This window comes from Sandaracinaceae bacterium, assembly GCA_020633055.1.
Taxonomy (GTDB): Bacteria; Myxococcota_A; Polyangia; order Polyangiales; family Houyiibacteriaceae; genus JADJJE01.
In genome coordinates this window covers 689,554-712,295 of the sequence record JACKEJ010000006.1, presented here as the reverse complement: position 1 = coordinate 712,295, position 22,742 = coordinate 689,554, and the positions used below count along the sequence as shown (strand labels likewise).

The 22,742-nt window shown below is 70.8% G+C and carries 13 protein-coding genes; 4 read left to right on the top strand and 9 right to left on the bottom strand.

Annotated elements, in window-relative coordinates; genetic code table 11:
• The first annotated feature begins 20 nt into the window (after positions 1–20).
• Positions 21–1,670 carry an ATP-binding protein gene (locus tag H6726_12445; GenBank protein ID MCB9658450.1) on the top strand — a complete coding sequence of 550 codons (1,650 nt, stop codon included), beginning with the start codon at positions 21–23 and terminating at the stop codon, positions 1,668–1,670.
• The gene (locus H6726_12440) at positions 1,667–7,375 is read left to right on the top strand and encodes a hypothetical protein (protein MCB9658449.1); all 5,709 of its coding nucleotides are present in this window, start codon (positions 1,667–1,669) and stop codon (positions 7,373–7,375) included. The genes H6726_12445 and H6726_12440 overlap by 4 nt, the downstream gene beginning before the upstream one ends.
• A 506-nt stretch (positions 7,376–7,881) precedes the next feature.
• Here H6726_12440 and H6726_12435 read toward each other — a convergent pair.
• The 5 genes from H6726_12435 to H6726_12415 all read right to left on the bottom strand — a co-directional run bounded on the left by H6726_12435 (position 7,882) and on the right by H6726_12415 (position 14,871).
• Positions 7,882–9,780 carry a peptidase S8 gene (locus tag H6726_12435; protein MCB9658448.1) on the bottom strand — a complete coding sequence of 633 codons (1,899 nt, stop codon included), beginning with the start codon at positions 9,778–9,780 and terminating at the stop codon, positions 7,882–7,884.
• A gap of 88 nt (positions 9,781–9,868) precedes the next feature.
• Positions 9,869–10,744: a hypothetical protein gene (locus H6726_12430; GenBank protein MCB9658447.1), complete on the bottom strand. Its 876-nt coding sequence runs from the start codon at positions 10,742–10,744 to the stop codon at positions 9,869–9,871.
• Between the two features lie 19 nt (positions 10,745–10,763).
• Positions 10,764–12,071: a cyclic nucleotide-binding domain-containing protein gene (locus H6726_12425; GenBank protein ID MCB9658446.1), complete on the bottom strand. Its 1,308-nt coding sequence runs from the start codon at positions 12,069–12,071 to the stop codon at positions 10,764–10,766.
• A 63-nt stretch (positions 12,072–12,134) separates the two neighbouring features.
• A complete protein-coding gene (locus H6726_12420) occupies positions 12,135–13,502 on the bottom strand; it encodes a CapA family protein (GenBank protein MCB9658445.1) in 1,368 nt (455 codons plus the stop codon).
• 79 nt (positions 13,503–13,581) lie between these two features.
• Positions 13,582–14,871: a tetratricopeptide repeat protein gene (locus H6726_12415; GenBank protein MCB9658444.1), complete on the bottom strand. Its 1,290-nt coding sequence runs from the start codon at positions 14,869–14,871 to the stop codon at positions 13,582–13,584.
• Between the two features lie 183 nt (positions 14,872–15,054).
• Between H6726_12415 and H6726_12410 the strand changes: the two genes are divergently transcribed.
• Positions 15,055–16,047 (top strand): serine/threonine protein kinase, encoded by a 993-nt coding sequence (locus H6726_12410; GenBank protein ID MCB9658443.1) that lies wholly within the window; start codon positions 15,055–15,057, stop codon positions 16,045–16,047.
• A 134-nt stretch (positions 16,048–16,181) separates the two neighbouring features.
• Here the strand turns inward: H6726_12410 and grxD are convergent, their stop codons facing one another.
• From grxD to H6726_12390, 4 genes are all read right to left on the bottom strand, one after another.
• Entirely contained in the window at positions 16,182–16,517 is a 336-nt protein-coding gene (gene grxD, locus H6726_12405) for a Grx4 family monothiol glutaredoxin (GenBank protein ID MCB9658442.1), read from the bottom strand.
• A 1-nt stretch (position 16,518) separates the two neighbouring features.
• Positions 16,519–16,785 carry a BolA family transcriptional regulator gene (locus H6726_12400; protein ID MCB9658441.1) on the bottom strand — a complete coding sequence of 89 codons (267 nt, stop codon included), beginning with the start codon at positions 16,783–16,785 and terminating at the stop codon, positions 16,519–16,521.
• A 60-nt stretch (positions 16,786–16,845) separates the two neighbouring features.
• Complete coding sequence (locus H6726_12395; protein ID MCB9658440.1) at positions 16,846–18,090, bottom strand: hypothetical protein; 1,245 nt, start codon at positions 18,088–18,090, stop codon at positions 16,846–16,848.
• A gap of 77 nt (positions 18,091–18,167) precedes the next feature.
• The gene (locus H6726_12390) at positions 18,168–21,578 is read right to left on the bottom strand and encodes a hypothetical protein (protein MCB9658439.1); all 3,411 of its coding nucleotides are present in this window, start codon (positions 21,576–21,578) and stop codon (positions 18,168–18,170) included.
• A gap of 61 nt (positions 21,579–21,639) precedes the next feature.
• Between H6726_12390 and fabD the strand changes: the two genes are divergently transcribed.
• Positions 21,640–22,578: an ACP S-malonyltransferase gene (fabD, locus tag H6726_12385; GenBank protein MCB9658438.1), complete on the top strand. Its 939-nt coding sequence runs from the start codon at positions 21,640–21,642 to the stop codon at positions 22,576–22,578.
• Positions 22,579–22,742: the final 164 nt, after the last annotated feature.

Below are 22,742 nucleotides of genomic sequence, written 5' to 3'. Positions count from 1 at the left end.
CGTTCGGGTAGTCTCCCCGGGTGCCGTACCGCAAACGCGACATCGAAGAGCGCGCCGCGCCCGAGGGCGACGCTGGCATCGTCGGCGACCTGGTCCGTCAGTTCGCCGACCCGTACGCCTTCTTCCGGGAGCTGGTGCAGAACGCCATCGACGCGGGGAGCGCCGACATCCGCGTCGACATCGGCCTCGACACGGACGGCGCGCTGAACATCTCCGTGCGCGACAAAGGCGAGGGGATGGACCGCGAGGTGCTCGAGAACAAGCTCCTGGTCCTGTTCCGCTCGGGCAAGGAGGGCGTCGCCGGGAAGATCGGCAAGTTCGGCATCGGCTTCGTGTCGGTGCTGGCCATCGGCCCGACCGTCGTGAAGGTGCAGTCCACGCGCGGGCGCGCAGGCCACACGCTGCACCTCTACGCGGACCACTCGTACGAGCTGTTCGAGCACGGCGGAGGCACCCCTGGCACGACGATCACGCTGGTGGTGCCCATCCGCGACAAAGCCAAGGAGGCTGCCGTGGTGGAGCACGTGCAGCGCTCCCGCGCCTCGCTGAAGCGCTGGTGTGAGCACGCCCAGGTGCCCATCGAGCTGAGGGTGGACGAGAGCGCGTTCGGCTCGGGTGAGATCGAGCGCGTGGACCGCCCGATGCAGCTCGACGGGTCGCTGTGCGTCGCGTCGGCGTCCAGCAGCGACCAGCGCACGCAGGTGATCGTCGGGCTGAATGGACGCCCAGGGCAACGCGCGGCGTTCTACAACCGGGGGCTGCTGCTGGCCGAGACGGAGGAAGACCTCGGCTTCCCGGGGCTCGCGCTGAAGGTGCAGGACGCGTCGCTCGAGCACACCCTCAGCCGCGACAACGTGCGCCGCGACGCGCACTTCGACCACGCGCTGGGTCTGGCCCGCAGCACGGCCCACGGCGCGCTACGCAAGGCGGTGCACGAAGCCCTGCTCGAAGCCACGGAGTCGCGCGAACGATACCTCGGCCTGGCGCTGGCGCTGACCCAGACCAACCTGGACCCCCTCGGGTTCCCGCTCCCCCTGCTGCGTGCCCCCGCGAGCCGTCGAGGAGGCGACGTGGGGCACGTCCTGGCGGCCAAGGGCGCCAAGCTACGCGGAGCGCGGGAGCACAGCACCATGACGGCGCTGCTGGCCGATCGGGGAGAGCCGGTGGTGGACCTGGCTGCGCTCCCAGAGCTCTATGCACGTCGCCTGCGCGCGGGCGGCGTGCAACTGGACGAGACCTGGCTCCGGGCCCTGTCGGCGGTGGAGCTGATCGGCGTCGCGAAAGGGTCCGCGGACGAGCAGCTGCTGATCTCCGTGCGCGCCACCCTCGACGGAGCGTACCGCGCCCCCAGCGAGGTCTTGCTCGCCACGGTGTACGGCGCCCATGGCGAGCACATCGCGATCGGCCGTCCAGACGACACCGGACGCCCGGAGGACCCCTTCACCCTGCTGCCCTTCCTGCGCGCCCCGCTGGTGCTGAACGCCGCGCACCCGCTGGTGAAGCACGCACGCGAAGCCGCGGCGGAGCACCCCGCGTTCGGCGCCGACATCGTCGTCCGCGGGTTGCTCGAACAGATGGAACAGCTGAACGCCGCGCGGAGCGAGCGCCTCGCGACCGCCACGCTCACGGCGCTCCTCGGGCCGGATGATGGCCGTCAGGAGGGCGCATGAGCCGCGGCCGCATCGAGGGCCCCGGCCGCAAGGTCGCGACGGGGCACTTGCGCGTGGACACCGCCCGCGCCGTGAAGAAGCTGCGCGAGTACCAGCTGGCCGAGCCCGAGACCTGGGTGCTGGAGGTGCTGCGGGCGGCCGTCACGCTCGGCGCGACCCGGCTGTACGTCGAGGGAGACGCGGGCGACGTCGTCGTCGGCTGGGACGGTGGACTGCTCGACGACGAGACGATGCGCACGGTGCTCGACGAGCTGGTCAACCCCGGCGCCGCACGACTCGAGGGCGCCATCCGTCGCCTCGCGACCGGGCTCAACACCGCCCTCGGCCCGGTGCGCGTCCTGGGCCGACACGCGCAGCCGCCGCGCCACGTGGATCTCGAACGCACGGACGCCGATGGGAGCCGCACGCGCGTGCGCTACACGAGCGAGCTCCTGGACGCGGAGGTCACCGCGAACGACGAGCCCACGGCGGGCGAGAGCGCCCTCGCTTCCCTGCGCGCCGAACGTGTTCCCCCCGCGCCTCCCGGCGCCCCCCCGGGCATGCGTGTCCACCTCGAGCGGCGCTCGCTGCACACCTTCGTGCGCTTCCTGGGGCGCGCCGAGCCCGACGAGCTGCGCGTGGTGCGTGAGTGCGCCGACGACGTGCCCGTGCCCCTGCACATCGGTGGAGACGTCCTACACGTCGCGGACTCCTCCTACGACCTCGTGCGCGTCCCGCTCGGGCAGGGCCTGGTCGGGTTCGTCGCGCTCGTCGATGCCGACTCCATCGCGGCCGGGAACCATCCGGCGTGGGTGGACTTCGCCGAGCGCGGCGTCATCCTCGCGCGCGAGCCGCTCCCGCTGGGAGACCAGTGGCGCGACCCCCGGGCCAGCGTTCCCATCCGCGTCTTCTTGGACCGCCAGACGCTACCGACGAACGCGTCGCGCTCCGCCGTCCGCATGGACGGCGCGCTACGCAGCGCCCTGGACGTCGCGAGCGAGCGCGTACCCACGTTGCTGCGGGAGCTGCACAGGGTGCTCCGCGGGACGCTGACGGAGGACGCTGACGAACCTGGTGATCCGGACACCGCGCGCAGCGACGCGAGCGCGCTCGCGAGCGAGCCCAACGCGCCGCTCTCGGAAACGCCGCGACGCCACCATCGGCTACGCAAGAGCGCGCTGCAGCTGCTGGCTGCGCACGTGCGCGGGCGGCCATGGACCTACACGAGCAGCGGCATGCCGAAGGAGCTCGAGCCCCTGCTCGAGCTGCCGCTGCTGCGCGACGCGCTCGGAGCGGCGCGCGGCGTGGGGCACTTCGGAGACGTGGCGGGGCTGGTGTATCGCGGGACGGCGCCCCTCGACCCAAACGTCTATGGCGAGATCCCGACGCGCTTGCCGTACATCCCGCGAGGTGACGCCGCAGAGCGACTGCTGGCCGAAGACGGCCACGACGAGGCGGCCGTCCGCGCGCTCCTCGAGGCCGCCGCCGCCGCTGGGCGCGCGAAGGCAGCCTTCATGCAGACCGCCACGATGGACGCCAGCGTCCCGAGCAGCGACCGGGACGCGTGGCTCGCCATTCCGCTGCGCGCGAAACGCGCACGCTCGCTGGCGCGTGGACGACCCGTTCCCAACGAGGACATCGAGGGCGAGCTCGGTCTGTACGCGACGCGCGGCAGCGCACGTGGACGCATCACGCTGCTGCACGAGGGCCGCCCGTTGGACGAGATCCTGCTTCCTGCGCCCTGCAGCTACCGAGCCGTCGTCGCGTGCAAGCGCATCACACCGCGCGCGGACTACCGTGGCGCGCAAGAGGACGACGTACGACGCGAGGTCGTGGCAGCCGTCGAGCGGGCGCTGATCGTCGCCGCCGAGCAAGCGGCGCTGGTGGAGCGCGGGCAGCGTCCCACCGTCGAAGGGACCCGCGTGCTGCGAGCCCCCGAGAGTGACGACGCGAGCGTCCGAGAGCGGACTCGGGCGCTGCTCGCCGTGTTCGCGCACGCCGCGGAGGACCCCGACGCAGTGAGCGCATCGCCGCTGGGAACCGCGCCGTTGTTGACCGTGCTGGAGCCGTCCGGCAAGCAACACCAGAAGTCCATCGCCCAGGTGCTCACCCAGGCAAAGAACGAGCGTGCGCTGCTCTATCGCCCTGCGCTGCAGGGGAGCCCTCCCACCCATACCGTGGTCATCTTGGACCAGGAGTGGGTCGTCTCACTGGGTGCGCTCATCGGGGTCCCCACGGCGCGGCTCGACGCCACCACGGCGACCACACCCAGCAGCACCATCCCGCGAGTGTCGGACGACGTCGTCTTGCGTGTCTGGTCACGCGACTTCGTCGCGGACATCGGCTGGGGACAGACGTCGGACTCGTGGACCGTCTTTCGCGAGGGAGCGGTGATCGACCGCGGTAGCGTCCAGGGACGGATCGTCCCCGTGAGCGTACGCATCGACGACGCCCGGGTCATCGTCGATGGGCGCACACGCGAGATCGTCGCGCGCCCCGACGCAGCGGGGCAGCTGGCCCTGCTGGAGCGAGAGCTGGTGCTCGCGCTGGTGGCCGCCGCCAAGGGCGACCCGCCCGCCGAGCTGCGCGCGCTGCGCGCCGTCGATGTGCCGCGGCAGCTGTGTCGCGCGATGGCCCTGGCGCCCAAACCGCTCCGCAAGCTCTTCGGGGACGAGCACCAGTGGCTGAGCGACCACCTCGAGCTGCCCACCTCGCGCGGCGCGCACGTCCCGCTCGCCACCCTGCGCAGGCGCGAGGTCATCTACTGGCTACCGACCGGCGTGCGCGTCCCGTTCGAGCACCCGGACTTCGACCCCGTGGCGCTCGACCAGGAGTGGGCCCAGTGGCTGCGCACGATGTTGGGCCGGGGCCTCCAGGACGGCCTCGCGGTGATGTCCGAGTTCGCGCGCCAAGCGGGCGGCAAGGACCAGCGTCGACGCGTGCTCGCGCAGCCGCCGCTCCCGCCGCCGAGGGTCGCGAAAGACGATGCGGGCGCCCTGCGCGTGCAGCACAAAGATGGCGAGGGCACGCTGTGGATCACGAGCGACGCGCGCCCCCGCCTTCGCATCACCGTGGCAGAGCGTGCGCTGATCGAGATCGACACCCCAGACGACCTCCCTCTCGGCGGTCAGCTCGATGTGCCGGAACGCGCCGTGGACGCCGCATGGGATGCGCTCACCCCGGCCGCGATGGCGTCCCTGACTCACGTGCTGCGCGGGCAGTTGAGCGAGCTGCTCGTTCAGCTGGCCGAGCGGCAGCCCTTGGACCTGCTGAGCCCGCGTGGTGAGCGGCTGGTGGCGGCGTGGGCGAACGGTCGGCACGAGAAGAGCGAGTCCCGCGTCCGCCAGGCCCTGATGCACGCCGTGGCGTGGCCCAGCGTGCAGGGGGAGCGCGTCTCGATGCTCACGGCCAAGCGCCGGTCTCGCATCCAGTGCGCCGTCTTCGAAGGGACCTGGCTGGGACAGTCCAAAGGCGAACGGAAGACCACCTACGACCACCCCGTGATCGCCATCGTCGCCCCGGTCGAGAGCTCACAGCTGGCGCGCTACGCCGAGTGGCTGGACGCGGGCGCCGTGGGAGACGTCACCATCGGGCTCCAGCAGCTGCAGGCCCGTCGACGCGTGGAGCAGGGGCACAGTGAGCGCCCGCGACTGGGGCACGCGGACGCGGTGTCCATCGCGGAGCTGTGTCAAGACGAGGCGCGCCTGCGGACCGGCTTGGGTCCGGGCGAGGTCCGGCTCGCGCTGGGCACGGAGGGCAACAACCCGACCAGCGTGCGCCTGCATCGCGGCGGACGCGTGGTCGCCACGCAGGCGCTGCCCGTGTTCCCGCCGCTCCAGGTGGCGCTCGAAGGGAGCGGCTACCTGAGCCCGCAGCGCCCCGACCAGATGGACCCGCTGCAGGTGAACACCTTGACCCAGCGGGTGCAAGCGCTCGCCGCGCTCCTCGTCCAGCGCGCGTTCCAGGCAGAACCACCGCCTGCACTGCGCGGCGCCGTCAGGGACGCGTGGCTGGGTCGCGGGAAGCTCGACGACAAAGCCGTGGCGGCGCTGCCGGTGCTCCAGACCACGGCGGGCACGTGGGTCACCCCCGGGGAGCTCGCGGCGTCCACCGGGCGGCACGGTCAGTGGTACACCACGGACCTCACCTGCACCGTGATCCCCGAAGACACGAGCCGCAGCGCGCTACGGCTCTCGGACCGTGAGGGCAAGGCGCTGGGCCAACGCGTGAAAGTCCGCGACGCGACGGAGGAGCTCGCGCTGCAGCCCATACGTCAGGCGAACCGGGCGCGCCCGAAGGCCACCACCCTGGACGCACGCCAGGTGCTCGCGACGCTCACTCCGCACAGCGACGCCTTGATTCTCGCGTTCCGCGAGTTCGAGACGAGTGACGGGCGGGGGTCGCTGGTGCTCCTCACTCCAGAGGGAGCCGCCTTCGAGGGGCTGCACGTACACCGAGCCATGCATCCCCTCGGCGTGCATGCCTGCCCACTCCCCTGGCCCGCCCTGGTCGTCGTGGACGACGCTGGGCTGACCCCCAACAAGCGCTACGACGGCCCGAAGGAAGACGCGCGCTTCCGGTCGTTGGTCGAGCTTGCCGCGAACGAGGGCTCGGCCGCTCTCACGGCACGGTTCGGCCCGGGCCAAGGGTTCGGTGAGCGCAGCGTGGACCAGACGCTCTCCACCGGCACCCTGGTCCGAGGGCTCGTGAGCTTGGGTGGTCCGAGCGATGGGGGCGCGCTCTCCATCGCCGCGACAGGACGCTCCGTGACCGAGTGGCCGCTGCGCGGCGAGCTCTGGTTGTGCCTCCCGCGCGGCGCCAGGGTGCGCCATGGCGTGCGCGTGGACGAGGTCCGGACGGCCGCTCGAGCGGCCTACGAGCGCCTCCTGTCCGACCTCGGGGACGCGCTCATCGGCGCCGCCCCGGACCCGGGGCACGCACCGTTCGTCGCGCGAGCCAGCAGTTGGTCCCACGCGCAGCGGGACCAGGCGGTCGCCCACGTGATCGTCGGTGCGCGGGCGGGCTGCCTCCACAGAAAGCACCCAGCGCGCACGCGCCTGCATCTGCATGCGTTCACCGCGCCCATGACGCTGGCTGACGTGTTGGCCGTCCTCGACGGACACGTCCCAGTGTTCCGCGCCGCGCCCGGTGACATCTACGCCATCGCCACCGAGGGGCCGGCCCTGCGCATCGACGGCTCACAGACCTGCGCCGTGCTCGTGCGTGCGCTCGGCCTGCGCCTGAGAGCCCGCCCTACCCCGACGCCCCCGCACCGCACCGCCCCCGCCCCGACACTCGCGGAGCTCGAGGACGACACTGCGCGGACACGCACCGAAGGTCGCGGCAGCGTGGCAGCGCCCGCTACCAAGCCCTCCAAGTCGCCCCACCACCCCATTCCGCGTACCGTGGAGGCGCTGCGCTCCCTGCTCGACGTGGCACACACCCCGGGCAAGGTGGTCCGCGTGGCCCTGGCCGTCAGCCCTCACCGCCGACAGCCGCTCGTCATCTACGACCACGTCAAGAAGGTGGTCGCCCTCTCCGGCGGCGCCCCCGAGCTCGAGCGCCTCGAGCAAGCCCTCCGCGCGAGCGACCCGCGGGCGCCCAGGGCCACGGTAGCGTTGGCAGCGCACGTGCTGGCCGTCGTGGACGAGGACGTCCTCCGTCCAAAGCGCATCGACCACGTCGCGCTGCTCGAGACGTGGTGTCGCCTCACGACGGGAATGTAACGCTCGCGCCGCTGGTCCTACTCACGAAGTGTGACTCCCCGGTGACGTCTTCCCCACGCGCTGCTAGGCTCTTTAAACGGGTCAGGCGTCCGCAGTCGAGCCACGAACGCCGTTCCCATTCAGCCTACGCCCTACTCAAGAGAATCAAGCGGCCCAACCGTACGTCGAGCGAGTCGCGAGCCAAGCATCCAGAAGCCAAGTCAAGTCAAGGTCGGAACCAGACCACGCCATGCCGGGCAAGGGACCGCGTGGTCTGGTTCCTAAAGCAAGGCCCAAAGCTTGTGCAACATGGGTGCCAGTGAATACGGTGGAGCACTCCTGACGTCCTCGGGGACCAGCGCGCGTGCGAGAACCCTTTGTTTCGAGCGTGATCACGAGTGGCGCGGGTGACGGGCGTCTACAGGTGGGGACCCGTCGGGAGCGGGATGCCCGTGACATGGCCCGCCGCTGCGTCCACCCTGCATGACACGAATGTCGTGGTGCCCTGCACGGCGCGCCCGCTGGGGTCAGCTCGGTCGTGCGGCGGCCCAGCCCACCCAGACGCAGCAGAGGGCGTTGGCGAGCAACCAGGGCCCCACCAGGAGGCTGGGGATCACCATGAAGAGCACGCTGGGGGACACCGCCTCCCACACCAACTGACCCGCCACGGCGAACGACAACACGCTCAACGCCGGGCCCAGTCGGCCAACGCTCCCCGCGAGACCATACGCTAGAACGGGGAGCCCCGCAGTGTACGCGAGCAGCGCCGACACCCCCCCGAGCTGGAGCAGCGCGTGTGGTCCACACCAGGTGCCGAGCACCGCCGTGGCGGGCGACCACGCGAGCAGCGCCGAGAGGCCACCGCCAACCACGAAGGCCCCAAACGCCGCAGCAGACGGGGCCACACGCAGGCGGCGGCGGCGTCCCCCACCACCAAACAGTGCGAACAGCGCCAGACCGGCCGCGGCGGCGCCCCCCCACGAGCGCTCGCTCGCCTGGGCGCGGAGCGCATCGTCCGCTTGCAGGATGCCAGCCCCGAAGTCGTTCGCCGGACCCGCCTCACGCGCGCTCTCGCGCAGCACCCGCTCCAACGCGTCCGGATCGCGGAGGCCCTGGGCGCGCAGCAGCGCTGCGACGCCTGCCACGTGCGGTGCCGCCATGGACGTGCCTTGGAAGCCCAGGTAGTCGTGACGCATGGGGTCCCCGCGCAGCATCGTGTTCTGCACGACGCCGTCGGGCATTCCGTCGCCGTTCTGATCGACGCGCAGGTCTCCGCCGGGGGCCATCAGGTCCAGCGCGGCCCCGAACGAGGAGTAGAACGCACGCGCACCGTCCGCGCGAACGGCGCCGACCGCGACCACGTGATCATGCGCAGCGGGGTACTCCACGCGGCCACGCCCGGTGTTCCCGGCCGCGGCCACGACCAGGACGCCCTTGCCGTGCGCGTAGCGGATGGCGGACTCGGTCGCGCGTGAGGGCAACCCGCCGCCGAGGCTCATGTTGATGATGTGCGCGCCATGGTCGGCCGCCCAGCGAATCGCGGCGGCGATGTTGCCCGAGCGCCCAGCGCCCCGCGCGTCCAACACACGCAACGGCATGATGGACGCTTCTGGCGCCACGCCCGCGACGCCGATCGCGTTGTGCGTGGACTGCGCCACGGTCCCCGCCACGTGGGTGCCATGACCGTGCTCGTCGTCGGGGGTGTCGTCGCCATCGACGAAGTCCCAACCAGGAACGAAGCGCGTGCCTGCCAGGTCCGGCGCGCGTCGCCCGCGCTCGTGGTCGCGGTAGAGCACCCCCGTGTCGATCACAGCCACGACGCTCCCGCGCCCACGCGTACGGAGCCACGCGGCGGGCATCTGGATCTGGTCCAGGTGCCACTGGTGCTTGTAGTACGGGTCGTTGGGCCGGAAGCCCCCACGCAGGGCCTCGTCCTCGGCCGGGGCGAGGACGCTTGGTTCGGCTGGGCCCTGCTCGTCGTCCGCGGGCGTGACGTCCACGAAGTCGCCGTCCTCGGGGAGGCGCAACGTGTGCTCCAGCTCGAGCCCCTCGAGCGCTTCGCTGTGGCGCAGGGCGCTCACCACGTCCCGCAGCTCACCGCGAGGGACGTGCACTCGGAAGAGCGCAGCCTCATGGCTCAACTCCACGCCGAGCGAGCCGTCCTGCCACGGAAACGGCGCGATGGCGTCGTCCAGCTGCTGCGCGACGCGTGCCCGCGCTTCGCCGTCCAAGTCGTCGTCCAGGTCCAGCAGCAGGTCCACCTCCGCCCCCTGCGCGGCGGCGGCCACGACCTCGGAGGGCAGACGTGGGGCGTCATCGCTCGTTCGTTCAAGGCGGACGGACACGGACCAAACCGTCGCGCCGGTCGCCAGCAGCGCACCGAGCAAGAGCCGAAGCGGGAGGGAGCGCGCGGAGGAGCGGGTCACACGCACACGGTAGTCGGCCAGGCGAACGCCGGCAAACGCCAGCGCGAGCACCTTGGTCGTCGTGTCGCGCGCGGGAGCCGCGCCCGGGTCACTCCCAGAGGAGGCGGAGATCGATCAACTTGCGGCTCTCACGCTCGAACGTCGCGAACGCGATGCCGTCCACCGCGCGCCCGCCGTGCAGCGCCGAGCAGCGCGCCGTGACCACGTCGCCAGACGCGATGGGGTCGCGCAGCGTGAGCCCCAGGTCCAGCGCCGCGAGCTCGTCCAGGCTCAGCGGCTGCTCACGTAGGCGGAACGTCGCGCCCGTCGCGCAGAGCGCGCGCGCGGCTTCGAGGTCCGACGCGCGCAGGGCGTCCCCGAACGCCAGCGTCGCCTCACGTCCGGGCCGTCGCGCGCCTTCCTTGGTGCCCTTGACATAGCGCTGCATCCACGCGCGCCCGAGGTAGCGAGCCATGCGCGCGCTCGAAATCAGCATGGAGCCCTTCCCGCGCAGCCCGGCGCGCAGCGTGCGCTGTGTGGCTCGAGACGCGTCCCAATAGGCCCCGAGCCGCTGCACCACCAGTCGCCCGTCTTCCCGCGTGAGCTCGTAGAGCAAGCGCGTGGGGATGGCCGACTCGACGCCGAACGCCATGGTAGGGCGCAGGACGACGTCCCGAGCCACCACATCGCCCACCACCACGTCGAGCAGGACGTCCACCTGCATGGCCTGCATGCCCGCGATGAACGTGTCGAAGAACAGCTCGAGGTCGTTCTTCCCGGTGCCGGGCCGCGTGCTGTGATCCTTGCGGCAGACGGGTGTCCCCACCGGGTCGCGTACCTCCGCGTCGCTCGCATAGAGCGCCAGCCACTCGGCCCGAGCCCGCCGGTGGGCAGCGTCCGGCGAGGCAGCGGCCACTCCGAGGGCGGCTGCCCGCGAGGTGGAAGGGTCGGCTGTGGTGGCGGGGGAGGCGTCGGCGTTGGCCATGCGCCGCTATAGCAGCGGCTCAGAGCATGAGCATGTCGTCGTCGATGTCGCCGCCATCGAGGGTGAGCTGGGTGTCCATCAGGCGCTCGTCGCCCAGCTGCTCGATGTACTCACGGATCTCCTTCACGGCCTTCACCAGCACGGCGAAGCGCTCGCGCGACAAGAAGAGTACCGTGCATTGGGTCGCGGCCGTCACGCTCGCCGTGGTGCGCTCTTCGTGGATGAGCGCGATCTCACCGAACACATCTCCGGGCTTGAGCGTGGCCAAGAGCACACGCTCGGCACCGTCCACCTTCGACACGTCCGCCTCGCCGCTGAGCAACAGGAACAGGCCGCGCCCCTCCTCGCCCTCACGGATGATCGGGGTTCCAGCCGCGAGGTCGTGGGCCGCGAACCCGCGCACGAGGTCGATCCGCTGCTTCTGGTCCAGCGGGCGGAAGATGGGCGAGGTGGCGAGCAGATTGTTGAGGAGGCGCTCGCGCGTAAACTTCTCGAGGGCGGCCGCGATGGCGCCCACCTGCTCCGCTGCGGCCGAGAGCGCCTCGCGGGGGAATTCGAGGAGGTCGCAGTCGTCGAGGGCCACCACCGTCGCGCTGCGGGGCTGGGCCGACACGAGCGCCATCTCGCCGAAGATGGCGCCGTCGTGGAGCTTCGCGAGCGCCTGCTGCGACCCGTCGTCCCGGGCGCGCACCACCTGGACCTCGCCGCGGGCGAGCACGAAGAAGGACGTGCCGATGGTCCCCTGTTGGATCAGCACCTGACCCGGGCGCGCCCGCACCAGCCGCAGCGCGCCCAGCACGGCCGCGAAATTCCCAGCGGGGAGCTCGCTGAACACGGGAATGGGCGTGACCTTCTCGGGGTAGGCCGCGATGCGGGACAGGTCCATGGCGATCCGCGCGGCCTGCGTCGCCAGCTCGGCGAGGGGGGGTGGCGTATCGAAGCGCAGTCCGTCCGGCAACGCGGTGTCTGGGTCCCCGAGCGAAAGACGCACGCCGCGGCCGAGCTTGGGAGACTCCTTCGCGTAGAGCTCGGCGAGGCCACCCAGCAGCTGCCCCAGCTGCGGCTCGAGCGCCTCCAGCACCTTGAGCGCGACGAGGGCGCGCAGCGGATACCCCGCGTGCGCTGCATACTGAGCGAGCTTGGTGTAGACCATGGCGGCCGCTTGCGGCTCACCGAGGGCCAGCAGACAGTCCGCCACCCGCAGCCGCCCGTCGAGGCTGGCCGGGTTGAGCTGGACCTCCGCAGCGTAGACGTGGAGCGCCTCGGCGTAGCGCCCGGCGTAGAGGTGCTCGTCGGCGTGCTCGTGCAGATCCTTGAGGGTGCGCATCGGCCGCAGCGTACCAAACAATGCGCCGCACGAGCGGGTCGTTGGAATGGAGGTGCGCTGTTGTCAGGGGGTCAGCGCCGTCGCCTGCAACAAGTCCGCCACCCCGGGGCGACAGCCATCCGTCGAGAGCCCCGCGTGCGACACCAGGTGGTCGCGGCGCCGCGCGATCCAACGCATCATCTCTTCCCGCAGTTCGCCCGGCCAGTCGGCTGGCGGCTCCAGCGGGGGGCCACACGCGGCCAGGGGCGTCAACCGGAAGCGGGGCGCGCGTTCGAAGCCACCCCAGAAACGCACGTAGCGGTCATCGTTCATCCAGAGTGGGAGGAAGCGCAGCGCCATCGGCTGCCCCTCGCGCAGCTCCACCCGCACCACCAGCCCCTCGCGCAGCATGGGGTTCTGGTCCTTGGGCATCCCGCGGTAGTAGTCGCGCCGCGGCGTCGCCTGCCGAGCCATGTCGCCGACGAAGTTTCCGAGACCCCATATGATGGGGACGCGGCGCTCCCCCACGACCAGCTGCTCGATGGGCAGCGGGACGTGCGTGCCGTGGACGACGATCACGTCTGCCCCGCCGACCGCCAACGCTCGCGCCCACTCGCGCCAGCGTGGCTTGGGCTGGTCCACCGCTTCGCCCAAGACGTGCACTACGGGGATGAGCAGCTCGGTGTTGGTGCGTAGCGCCGCGAACGCAGCGATGGACGCCTCGCTGAGGTCGGCGAGCGCCGGTGTCCCAGGCTCGAGGCGACCGTTGCGGTGACCGTCGTAGAAGGGCACCAGCGTGATGCGCGCGCCTTCCTCGCCGATCAGGACGGGCCAGCTGGTCCGAGGATGGTGTCCGGCGCCACTGGTGACGAAGCCGTGCTCGTGCGCTGCAGCGAGCGTCTCCACCAGGCCTTCCTCGCCCTGATCGAGCGCGTGGTTGTTGCTGAGCATCAGGCCGTCGACCCCTGTGCGGCGCAGTCCCTCGAGCACATAGGCGGGCATGTTGAGCGGGATGGCCACGAGCCTCTCGCCCCCCCACGTCGAGCGATCGATGGTGTTGCGGCGCGTCGCGACCGGGCTCTCGAGGTTGGCAAAGACGAAGCTCTCGGGGTCGCGCGCGAACCATTCGGCCACCGGGGCGAGGATTCGCGTGTACGCGTCGGCCTCGGTGCCTTCGAGCGCCGCCTCCCCCTCGATGACGCGGCGCATGCCCTCGGAGATGAGCACGTCGCCCGTGATCCACACGACCGTGTGAGCCGCGCGCCGCGCCGCGCCCGGCACCAGCGTCGGGTCTCCGTGCACCGGAACGCCTCCGCCGCCAGACGCCGCGCTCGCGGCAGCAGGCGACGCACCACGCGCGGGCTGCGAGATGCCGAGGCTCACCGGGGGGGCATCGGCGCGGGTGTGCTCGGTACACCCCGCCCCGACGAGCACGACCGGCGCGCTGGTCAACAGCAGGGAGAATACCCACGCGGGTGTTGCGAGCGGCCGCGCGCCACGGGTCCCATCCCGCCAAGACCCCCGCGCCACGTCAACCCGCCCGCAACGCAAGCAGGCGGCGAAGCGCGTCCTCGGAGTCCGGATCACGGTCGAGCGCCGCCTGGAACGCGCGAGCGGCCAGCTCGTGCTGCCCGGCGCGCTCGCCGAGAATGCCGAGGTTGAGGAGGGGGTGGGGGTCGGCCGGAGCGAGGGCCGCGGCTCGCTCGAACGCGACCCGCGCCTCGTCGGTTCGTTCGCTGTACATCAGCGCGACGCCTCGCCCGTTGTGGGCCTCCGACATGCCCGGAGCGCGCGCCAAGACACGGTCGAACACCGACACGGCGCCAGCGAAGTCGCCCAACGTGATGCGTGTGTTGCCGAGGCGCACCTCCGCGACGATCGCGCCAGGCTCGAGCTCGAGCGCCCGCTCGTACGCCTCGACCGCCGCGGGCAGGTCGGCGCTCGCGCGGCGCAAGTCGCCGAGGGCCAGCCACACGGCGGGATCTCGCGGCGCGAGCGCGACGGCGCGCTGCAGATCGAGCAGCGCGGCGGCCGCCAGCCCCTGCTCCATGCGCACCAACCCGCGCCCTAGGACCGCATTCGCGTCGTCGGGCGCCAGCGCGACCGCCCGACCGTAGGCCTGCTCCGCGCTCGCGAGGTCGCCGCGCACGCGCAGCACCCGGGCCAGATCCAGATGGGCGAGGACGTCGCGTTCGTTGAGCCGGATCACCTCCCGGTACGCGCGCTCCGCCCCGACGACGTCGTGTTGCGCTTCGAGCGCCTCGCCGAGCAACGCATGGGCGCGGCTGGCGTCGGGCTCGCGCGCGACCAGCTCGCGTGCGAGGGTCGCGGCGGTTCGCGGTTCGTCACGCACGAGCGCGAGCTCCGCGCCCATCATCAGCGCGCGAGGGTGTCCGGGCGTCGAGGCCAGCGCGGCCTGCAGGTGCTCGGAGGCGCTCGTGAAGTCGGCGGAGCGCCGCGCGATCTCCGCCGCCAACAAGTGCTGCTCGGCGTCCCACGTCGCGGGCTCGCCGGCCGCATCGAGCCGCCGCGACGCCTCGGGGAGGTCGCCCTGCTGAAGGGCGAGGATCACGCGTGCGCGTCTCTCGAGGGACGCCAGGTCCGCCTCCGACACGCCGCTGGCGCGCGCCCGCGCCAGGTGCGACAGCGCGTTACTGGCGGCGAGCCGGTCCAGCGCGGGAGCCTCGACGATGGACGCGGCCAGGCGCTCTCTGGCCTCCGCGAGGTGCCCTTCGCCCTCCGCGCGTCGCACCTCCGCCCAACGCCACCAGCCCACGGCGGACGCCACGCCGACGAGCGACGCGCAGGCGATGACGACCACGCGGCTTCGCGTGAGTAAGCCGAAGGGATGCCGCGTGCTCGTTGGGAACGACCGCATGCCCCTGCTTGCCTCGGCGATGCCGAACAGGTCAACAAATGTGCAGGTGTCGGGCACACATCCCAATTCTGGGGTTCAACATTCCGCTAGGATGCGCTCCCCGCGCATCACTGCTACCTTCGCCGCATGCTCGGGATCCTCAACTCCAAGTACGAGCTCGTAGAACTCGCGGGCGAGGGGGGGATGGCGCACGTCTTTCGGGCCAACACGCTGGGCGCCGAAGGCTTCCGGCGCCCAGTCGCGGTCAAGCGCATCCTGGAGGGCTACACGGACAACGCCGAGTTCCTCGAGATGTTCATCGAGGAGGCGCGCGTCTCGGCCACCATCCACCACCCGAACGTCGTACAGATCCACGACTTCGATCGCGACGACGCGGGGCACTTCTTCCTCGTCATGGAGTGGGTGCCGGGGGTCAACCTGCTCGACTGGTGCGAGGGTCACCGGCAGCGCGGTGAGCGCACGCCGTGGCACCTGGTCGCGGCCATCGGCATCGAGGTGTCGAAGGGGCTCGGTGCAGCCCACGAGAACACCACCGAGGACGGGCGCCTGTCGCCCATCTACCACCGCGACGTCACACCGCAGAACGTGCTGCTGAGCCAGTTCGGCTACGTGAAGCTCACCGACTTCGGGCTGGCACGCGCGACCGACCGCGCCCGCATCACGCGCGAGCACATCGTGAAGGGCAAGGTCTCCTACCTGTCGCCGGAGCTCACCGAGGGCGCAGACCCCTCCCCGCAGTCCGACATCTTCGGTTTGGGCGTACTGCTGTGGGAGTCGCTCATGGGCCGCAAGCTCTTCCACGGCGATGGTCCAGTGGACGTGGTGCGCGCCATCCAAGCGGCGGTCATACCGTCGGTTTGCCGCGAACGCCCCGAGATCCCTCAGGCATTCGACGCCGTGCTGGCGCAGGCGCTCGCGCGCTCACCCGTCGACCGTTACGCCAACACGCGACAGATGTGCCGCGCGCTCTCCAACATTCTGCGCCTCACGCCCGAAGCGACCGACGCCGACGTGCTCGCGCGCAGCGTCATCAACGCACGCGACGCCCTGCGCAACGGCCAGATCACGAGCGCCCTACACGCCGAGGCCGAGGCTCTCCCCCTGACGCGCCGGAAGTAGCCATCCGCTCGTCGGTGCCGGGCCTGCGAGGGCCAGCGCATCGGCGGTGGACCCGCGCCTCGCGCAGCACCACGGCCGACCAGCGTCGAGAACGTCGGCACGAGCGGGCAGCGCGTCGGCGCCGCCCGTCGCCATCACGCGCGTTCGCCACCCGCGAGGATGCTCGCGAGCTCGCCCGACTCGTAGAGGTCGCGCACGATGTCGCAGCCGCCCACCAGCTCGCCGCGCACGAAGAGCTGCGGGAACGTGGGCCAGTTGCTGTAGTCCTTCATCCCCTGACGCACCTCGGCGTCCGCCAGGATGTTCACGGTGGCGAAGTCCGCGACGCCGGCGCGCTTGAGCACCTCCACCACGGTCGCCGAGAACCCGCACTGCGGGAAGTTCTTGGTGCCCTTCATGAAGAGTACGACCGGCGCCTGGTGGACCAAGCCGTCGAGGCGCTCACGGAGCTCGGGAGACAGCGCGCTCATCTCAGCCCTCCCCCGCGCCCTGCTGGGCGCTCCACACGTCCGGCGTGAACGTCTTGAACGTGAGCGCATGCACGGGACCGTCCATCAGCTCGCCGAGCGCGCCGTAGACCAGCTGGTGCTGCTTCACGCGGGACTGTCCCGCGAACGCAGACGCGACGATGACGGCCTCGAAGTGGTCCTTCGTGCCCGTCATGTCCTTGACCTCGACGTGCGTGACGCCGCTCAGGTTCTCGCGGAGCCGCTGCTCCAACACACTTGGTTCGACCATTCCGCATGGCTAAGCCCGCGGCCGCCCCGTGTCAACGGCTGAGGCGGCGTGACACACCGCCTACTCGATGCGAATGAGCTTGAGCCGTCGGTTCACGTCCCGCGCGAGCGTGAGTTCCTGATCGCGCGGCAGCGTGGTGGTGGCCGAGAACAAGGCGAACGCCGCCAGCTCGTGCAGCGCCTGGTGCAGCGCCTCGACCGGGCTGTCGTGCTCCACGGCGTGCAGCGCCTGCGAGATGATGGCAGCGTCGACGCAACCGAAGTCGTCCATCCCTTGCCCGAAGAAGGGCCCGTACCCGCTGCCCTCGATCCACGCGTCCAGCGTGGCGCGCGTCTGGGCCACACCACCGTACGTGGCGACCGCCACGAAGATGTCCTGCATGACCTCGTTGAAGGAAGCCACGAGCCGCGCCACGGTCTCCACGTCGATGTTGGCCGCGCGGCGCAGGGTCACCATCTTGGCCTGCAAGAGGTGGTACACGGCCTTCGTCGTCGCGAACTCGCCGTGACCCGTCAGGCGGGCGAGCTCTTCGATGGTGCGGCGCCCGTCACAGTAGCGGAGCAACCCCTCCGCCGTCTCGTCGAGCTTCTTCGGCGCGGGCGCGTCCGGCACGGGCACAGGGCACATCTGACTGCTGGGGACCCGCTCCCGAAACAGCGCCATCTCGTCGATGCGTTGAACGCCCTCCATCAGGAGACCGTGGATGGGGATGTGCAGCTGCGTGCCGACCGGGTCGTCCTCGTCCGTCGGCAGGTGGAAGACATAGTAGCCCTCCCCGGCGAGCAGCGCGCCGTGGAAGATCTCGACGCTCTGCCGCTGCAGGAACTGGAACAGCTGCGCCTGATCGATGATGCCGCGAGCCACGACCGTCTCGCCGAAGCGGTCGGTGGGCGACATGTCGGAGAGCACCCGCTCGAGGTCGCGCCTCGAGATGCCCCCGGAACGGAAGATGACCTCGCCGAGGCGGTCGTCCTCGGACGAGCTCATCGCCCCCTTGAGTGCGCCCTGGTCGAAGTAGAGCCGTCGCTGCCACAGCGGGGTAGCGACCAGCATCGTGCCGCGCCAGTTGGCGGTGGCGATGACGTTGATCACCTCCATGACCGTCATGCGGGTCACGATCTCGCCTGCCATCAGGACGCGGGCGCGCCCCTCCGCGCTCGGGTTGGCGTCGCCGAGGAGCAGCATCCCGGGCGTCGCCACGGCCACGCGGTATGCCCCGGCGCATCCAGCGAGCGTGGACGTGTCGGCGGTGGCGTTGCGGGCGACCCCGCTGGGTTCGATGACGAGGTCGGCTTCTTCAACCACGGGGGGCATAGTAGTTCAGCACGCGCAGCGGGGGCAACGTTCTCGCGTCGCCCCACTCGCCTTAGTTACCCGAAATTTCAGCCGAATCCGCTGCAGTCGATCGACATGGGGAGGTTCGCGCGGTTGTTTCCGTCGTTGCACTCGGGGACGACGTTGTTCGGGTCGACCACGCCGAACAGCTGGAACAGCGAGCGCGGGACGGTCATGGTGTGCTGGGATGTCAGCTGTCCTCCAGCTGGGACGGTGCCCGTGACGGTGATGGTCTCGATGATGGTGCCCCCCGCCGAGGGGTCACCCGCGAAGAAGCGTACGACGGGATCGGTGACCGGTGCGCTGCCATCGTTGAACAGCGTGAACGACACCATCTGCGAAGGACACACGCCCGTGGACGTGGTCAGCTCGAGGCGAAGGTCCGCTTGCGTCGCGCCGGTCGTGAGGGTCGCGACAGCGTCGTTGTTCCCCTCGCGACACTCGCGCTCCACGTTGGCTTCGTCGATGACCGCACGCACGGAGTCGGGCAACCCCGCGGGGGTCCGCCCGGCCGAATCGTAGCGCGCCACCAGGAAGAGCTCCCCCCCTGCCTCGAGCGACGTCGCGAGCGCCACAGCGAGCGGGCCGCTGCCCGTCATGAGCGGGTGCTCGACGCCCGCCCACGTCCCGAAGAAGGTCACCTCGATGCCCGGACCCACGCGCAGGTCGCCCGCGTTGACGACGCGCGCGGACAGGTCGATGACCGACGAGAAGGACCCGCACGCGGCATCGGGCGAGGACACCTGGAGCCCGGTGATCTGCAGGTCGGGTGCGATGCCGAACGGGCTCTGGGGGTTGCTGCGGTAGGAGTTGTACAGGCGCCCGTTGAGGGGCTCCCAGCTGTGCGGCTCGACGACGGGGACGCCGCCGCCCTCGTACACGTTGGTGACGTGATAGGCATGTTGGTTCCAGACGCGTCGTGCGCTGACCCAGAAGTCACCCGCGTCGCCCCACATCTCGATGCCGTTGTTGAGGAGTGGCCGGTTGGCGGCGATGCCGCAGAAATCGGACTCGTTCGTCGTGGCGAAGAGGATCTCGGCGTTTCCGTCATTGTCCGCGTCCGCGACGACGGGGTACTCGGTGCGTGTGCGGCTCTCGCTCGGCTCCTTGAAGTACACCGTTCCGTCACGCCCGTCGTACACGCGGAAGAAACACTCGTCGTTGTAGACCACCTCCGCCGCGCCGTCGCCGTTGAAGTCGAACAGCGTCGACCCGGTCACTTCGCTGGAGGCGTCCTGCGTCCGTCGCGTCCACCCGTTGTGGAGGCACGTGCAGGTCTGGGCGCGCACGTTGCACACCGCCTCGCCCGGCAAGCCGCAGTCACTGTCCACGCTGCAAGGGAGCGTGTTCGGGGCACGCGTCGGGTTGCCGGCCGGGAGCGGCATTCCGTCCACCATCACGTTCGGCCACGCGGGGCAGTTCGTCGTCGCGGGCTGCAGGTCCAGCATCAGGTACTCGGTGGCACCGGCCGTGCCGATCTCGGGGAAGCCGTCGCCGTCGAAGTCGTCCACGTTCGGCGGACCGCCACGCGTCCCAGGGATGTCCCTGTCGATGACCATCGCGCCAGTCTGCCCATTGAAGACCTGCAGTCGCCCGCCGCTGATGCTGATGACCTCGGGCAGGCCGTCGAGAGGGTTGCTGGGGCCAGGTGTGGCGGCCTGGTTCGCTCCCATCACGTCCGCGATCGCACAGAAGCCCTCGCGCAGCGCGTTCGAGTCGATGGAGCGCGCGTCCCAGAGCCGCAGGAGCGTGCCACTGCAGTACGCCATCTCCTCGGGGTCCGTCTCGGAGCCGCTGCACTCCGACCGCCGGGTCACGCCGCTGGGCGGGTTCGGAAAGCCGTACGCGGTGCTGCCTCCCACGATCTCGAGGCGCGAGTCACCCAGGATGTCGGCCACACAGGAGATGGCCCCCTGGCCGTTCGTCCCGGTGCCGCCCGTGACGCTGGTCGTGAACGTGTCGCGGACCTGCAGGGCCCCCATCGCGCTGTGCTCGAGCGTGAACACCTTGCGCCCGACGATGACCTCCGCGAACCCCGCTCCGTCCACGTTGGCCAGGGAGATGGCGGGGTTGCTGCCGTTCAGCGAGGTCACGAGGGTGCTCTCGATGGCGCCCGTATTGTCGTACACGACGATCCCGTTGGACTCGTGCACGGCGAAGATCTCGGGGACTCCGTCGTTGTCGACGTCGCCCGCCGCGAGGGTCGCGGTGGGATCGAGGATGCCCGCGGTACACGAGCAAGCCGCATCGAATGCCGCTGTGCTCTCGCCTTCGCGCCAGTGAGCGGTGCCGCACGACGCGAAGTAGTCTTGCCCCTTGTTCGGCCCCCCGCCGTGGATGGCCCGCAGCACGCCGTGCATGTCGTAGCGCTCACCCCCGCTGGTGGAGATGCTGTCGCAGAACGTCGTGAACACGATCTCCGGGAAGTCGAGCTCGTTCACGAGACCGTCGCCGTTGTCGTCGTCGAGGTTGATCACGATGGGAGGCACGACAGCCTGCGCAGAGGGCGGGTAGGCGCTCCCCACGGCGTTGCGAGCGCTCTGCGTGCCGCCCCAGGTGATCTCGTTCGTCGGCAACACGCTGGTGAACGGCTGGGGAGACAGGAAGCACGTGGGCGCTACGCCCGTCCCCGCGCAGCGGTCCACCACGCACTCCGTGTTCGCCGGGCAGTCCCAGTCGTCCACGCACGGGCAGGCGGCGGTGCCCGTGGCGTCGGAGCAGGCGTTCGAGCACTCGTGGCGCACGAACGTCCCCGACCCGTTGCCGAGACACTCCAGCACCTGTGTGCCGGAGCAGCTTCGCTCACCCGGGACGCACACGTCGCCGACGCACACCCCGCCCGTGCAGTTCTCCATCGGCGCGCACTGCACGTCCATCGTGCACGTGTTGTCTCGGCAGACATTGCCACCACCCACCGCGGGCTCGCACACCTCCGTGGTCGTGCAGGCGAGGTCCGCGCACGAGTTGTCCACGCACACGAACGCGTTGCTGACGGTGGCGCAGCGCTGCCCCACCCCACAAGTGCTGGTGCAACCCGTCACGCACTCCGGGCTGCCGCTGGCCGCGCTGCACGTCTGCCCAGATGGGCACGGGAAGCCCGTGCAATCCAACACGCACGTGGGGACACCCGAGACGTCGCGGCAGCCGAACCCTGGGTCGCAGGTGATCGTGCTGCAGTCGGCGACACACAGGTAGGTGCTCCCGCGATTCTCGCACAGCTGGTTCGCCTGACACGGGTTGGGGTCGCAGCGGTCCACGACGCCCATGTCCATGGTGCCGCTGTCGCCGCCGCCGAGGTCGTCGCCCCCTCCCCCGCCGTCCATGCGCATTGGGTCCCCATCGCTGCAAGAGCACCCCGCCGCCCCGAGGACGAGCGGCGTCAGGAGCAGCGCCCAGGCGACCGCGGCCGAAGTGAGAGCTGGGAAGGTCGACCGGGAGCGCCACGTACGGAGGTGCATCGCAGAAGGATACACGTTGGAGACGCGATGATCACCGGGCGCCACCGTGCTATCGCACGGCATGACGAAGATCGCATGGGTGTTCCCGGGCCAGGGGAGTCAGACGGTGGGGATGGGGCGCGACGTGTACGACGCCTCCCCGGCAGCGCGGGCCGTGTTCGACGAGGCGGACGCCGCGCTCGGGGAGTCGCTCAGCGGCCTGTGCTTCGATGGCCCTGCGGAACGGCTCGCGCTGACGGCGAACACGCAGCCGGCCATCCTGACGACCTCCATCGCCTTGCTCCGTGCGCTCGAGGAAGCGGGGCCGCTGCCCGTCGATGTCATGGCGGGCCACTCGCTCGGCGAATACTCGGCGCACGTCGCCGCAGGGACGCTCACCTTCTCGGACGCCGTGCGCGTGGTGCGACGGCGCGGACAGTTCATGCAGGAGGCGGTGCCCGTGGGAACCGGGGCCATGGCCGCCGTGCTGAAGGCCGAGCGTGAGCTGGTCGAGCGCGTGTGCGCGGCGGTCGACGGCGTCGTCGAGCCCGTCAACTTCAACTCCCCAGGGCAGATCGTGATCGCCGGCAGCGCCGAGGGGGTCCGTCTGGCGAGCGAAGCACTGACGGCTGAGAAGGCCCGCGTCATGGCGCTGCCCGTGAGTGCACCCTTCCACTCGAGCCTCATGCTGCCCGCCGAGCAGCGCCTCGAGCCTGTGCTGCGCGAGCTGACGTTCGCGGAACCGCGCGTCCCCGTGTATGTCAATGTAGACGCGGCGGCTGTGGTGTCGGGGGACGCTGCCCGCGACGCGCTCGTGCGCCAGGTGAGCCGCGCCGTGCGCTGGGACGAAGCCGTCACGGCGATGATCGCGGACGGCGTCCAGACGTTCGTCGAGATCGGGCCGGGAAAGGTCTTGAGCGGACTCCTCAAGCGCATCGACAAGGGTGCTACCGCGCTCTCCGTTCAGACACTCGCAGACATCCCCGCGGCCCGCGAGGCGCTGCAGGTCGCGCGGGCGTAGGGCACGAAGGCGCCCCCCGCTCATGTGGCGGAGGGCTGGCCATGCCACGCGCGGCAACCCGGGGCAGAGGCGTCATAGCCTCGTTTGGGGACAGTGCGATTTGACGCACTCACGAAATGGGTCATAAGCGGGGCGCGTTTGCGGGCGCCAATCCGGCCCCGTCT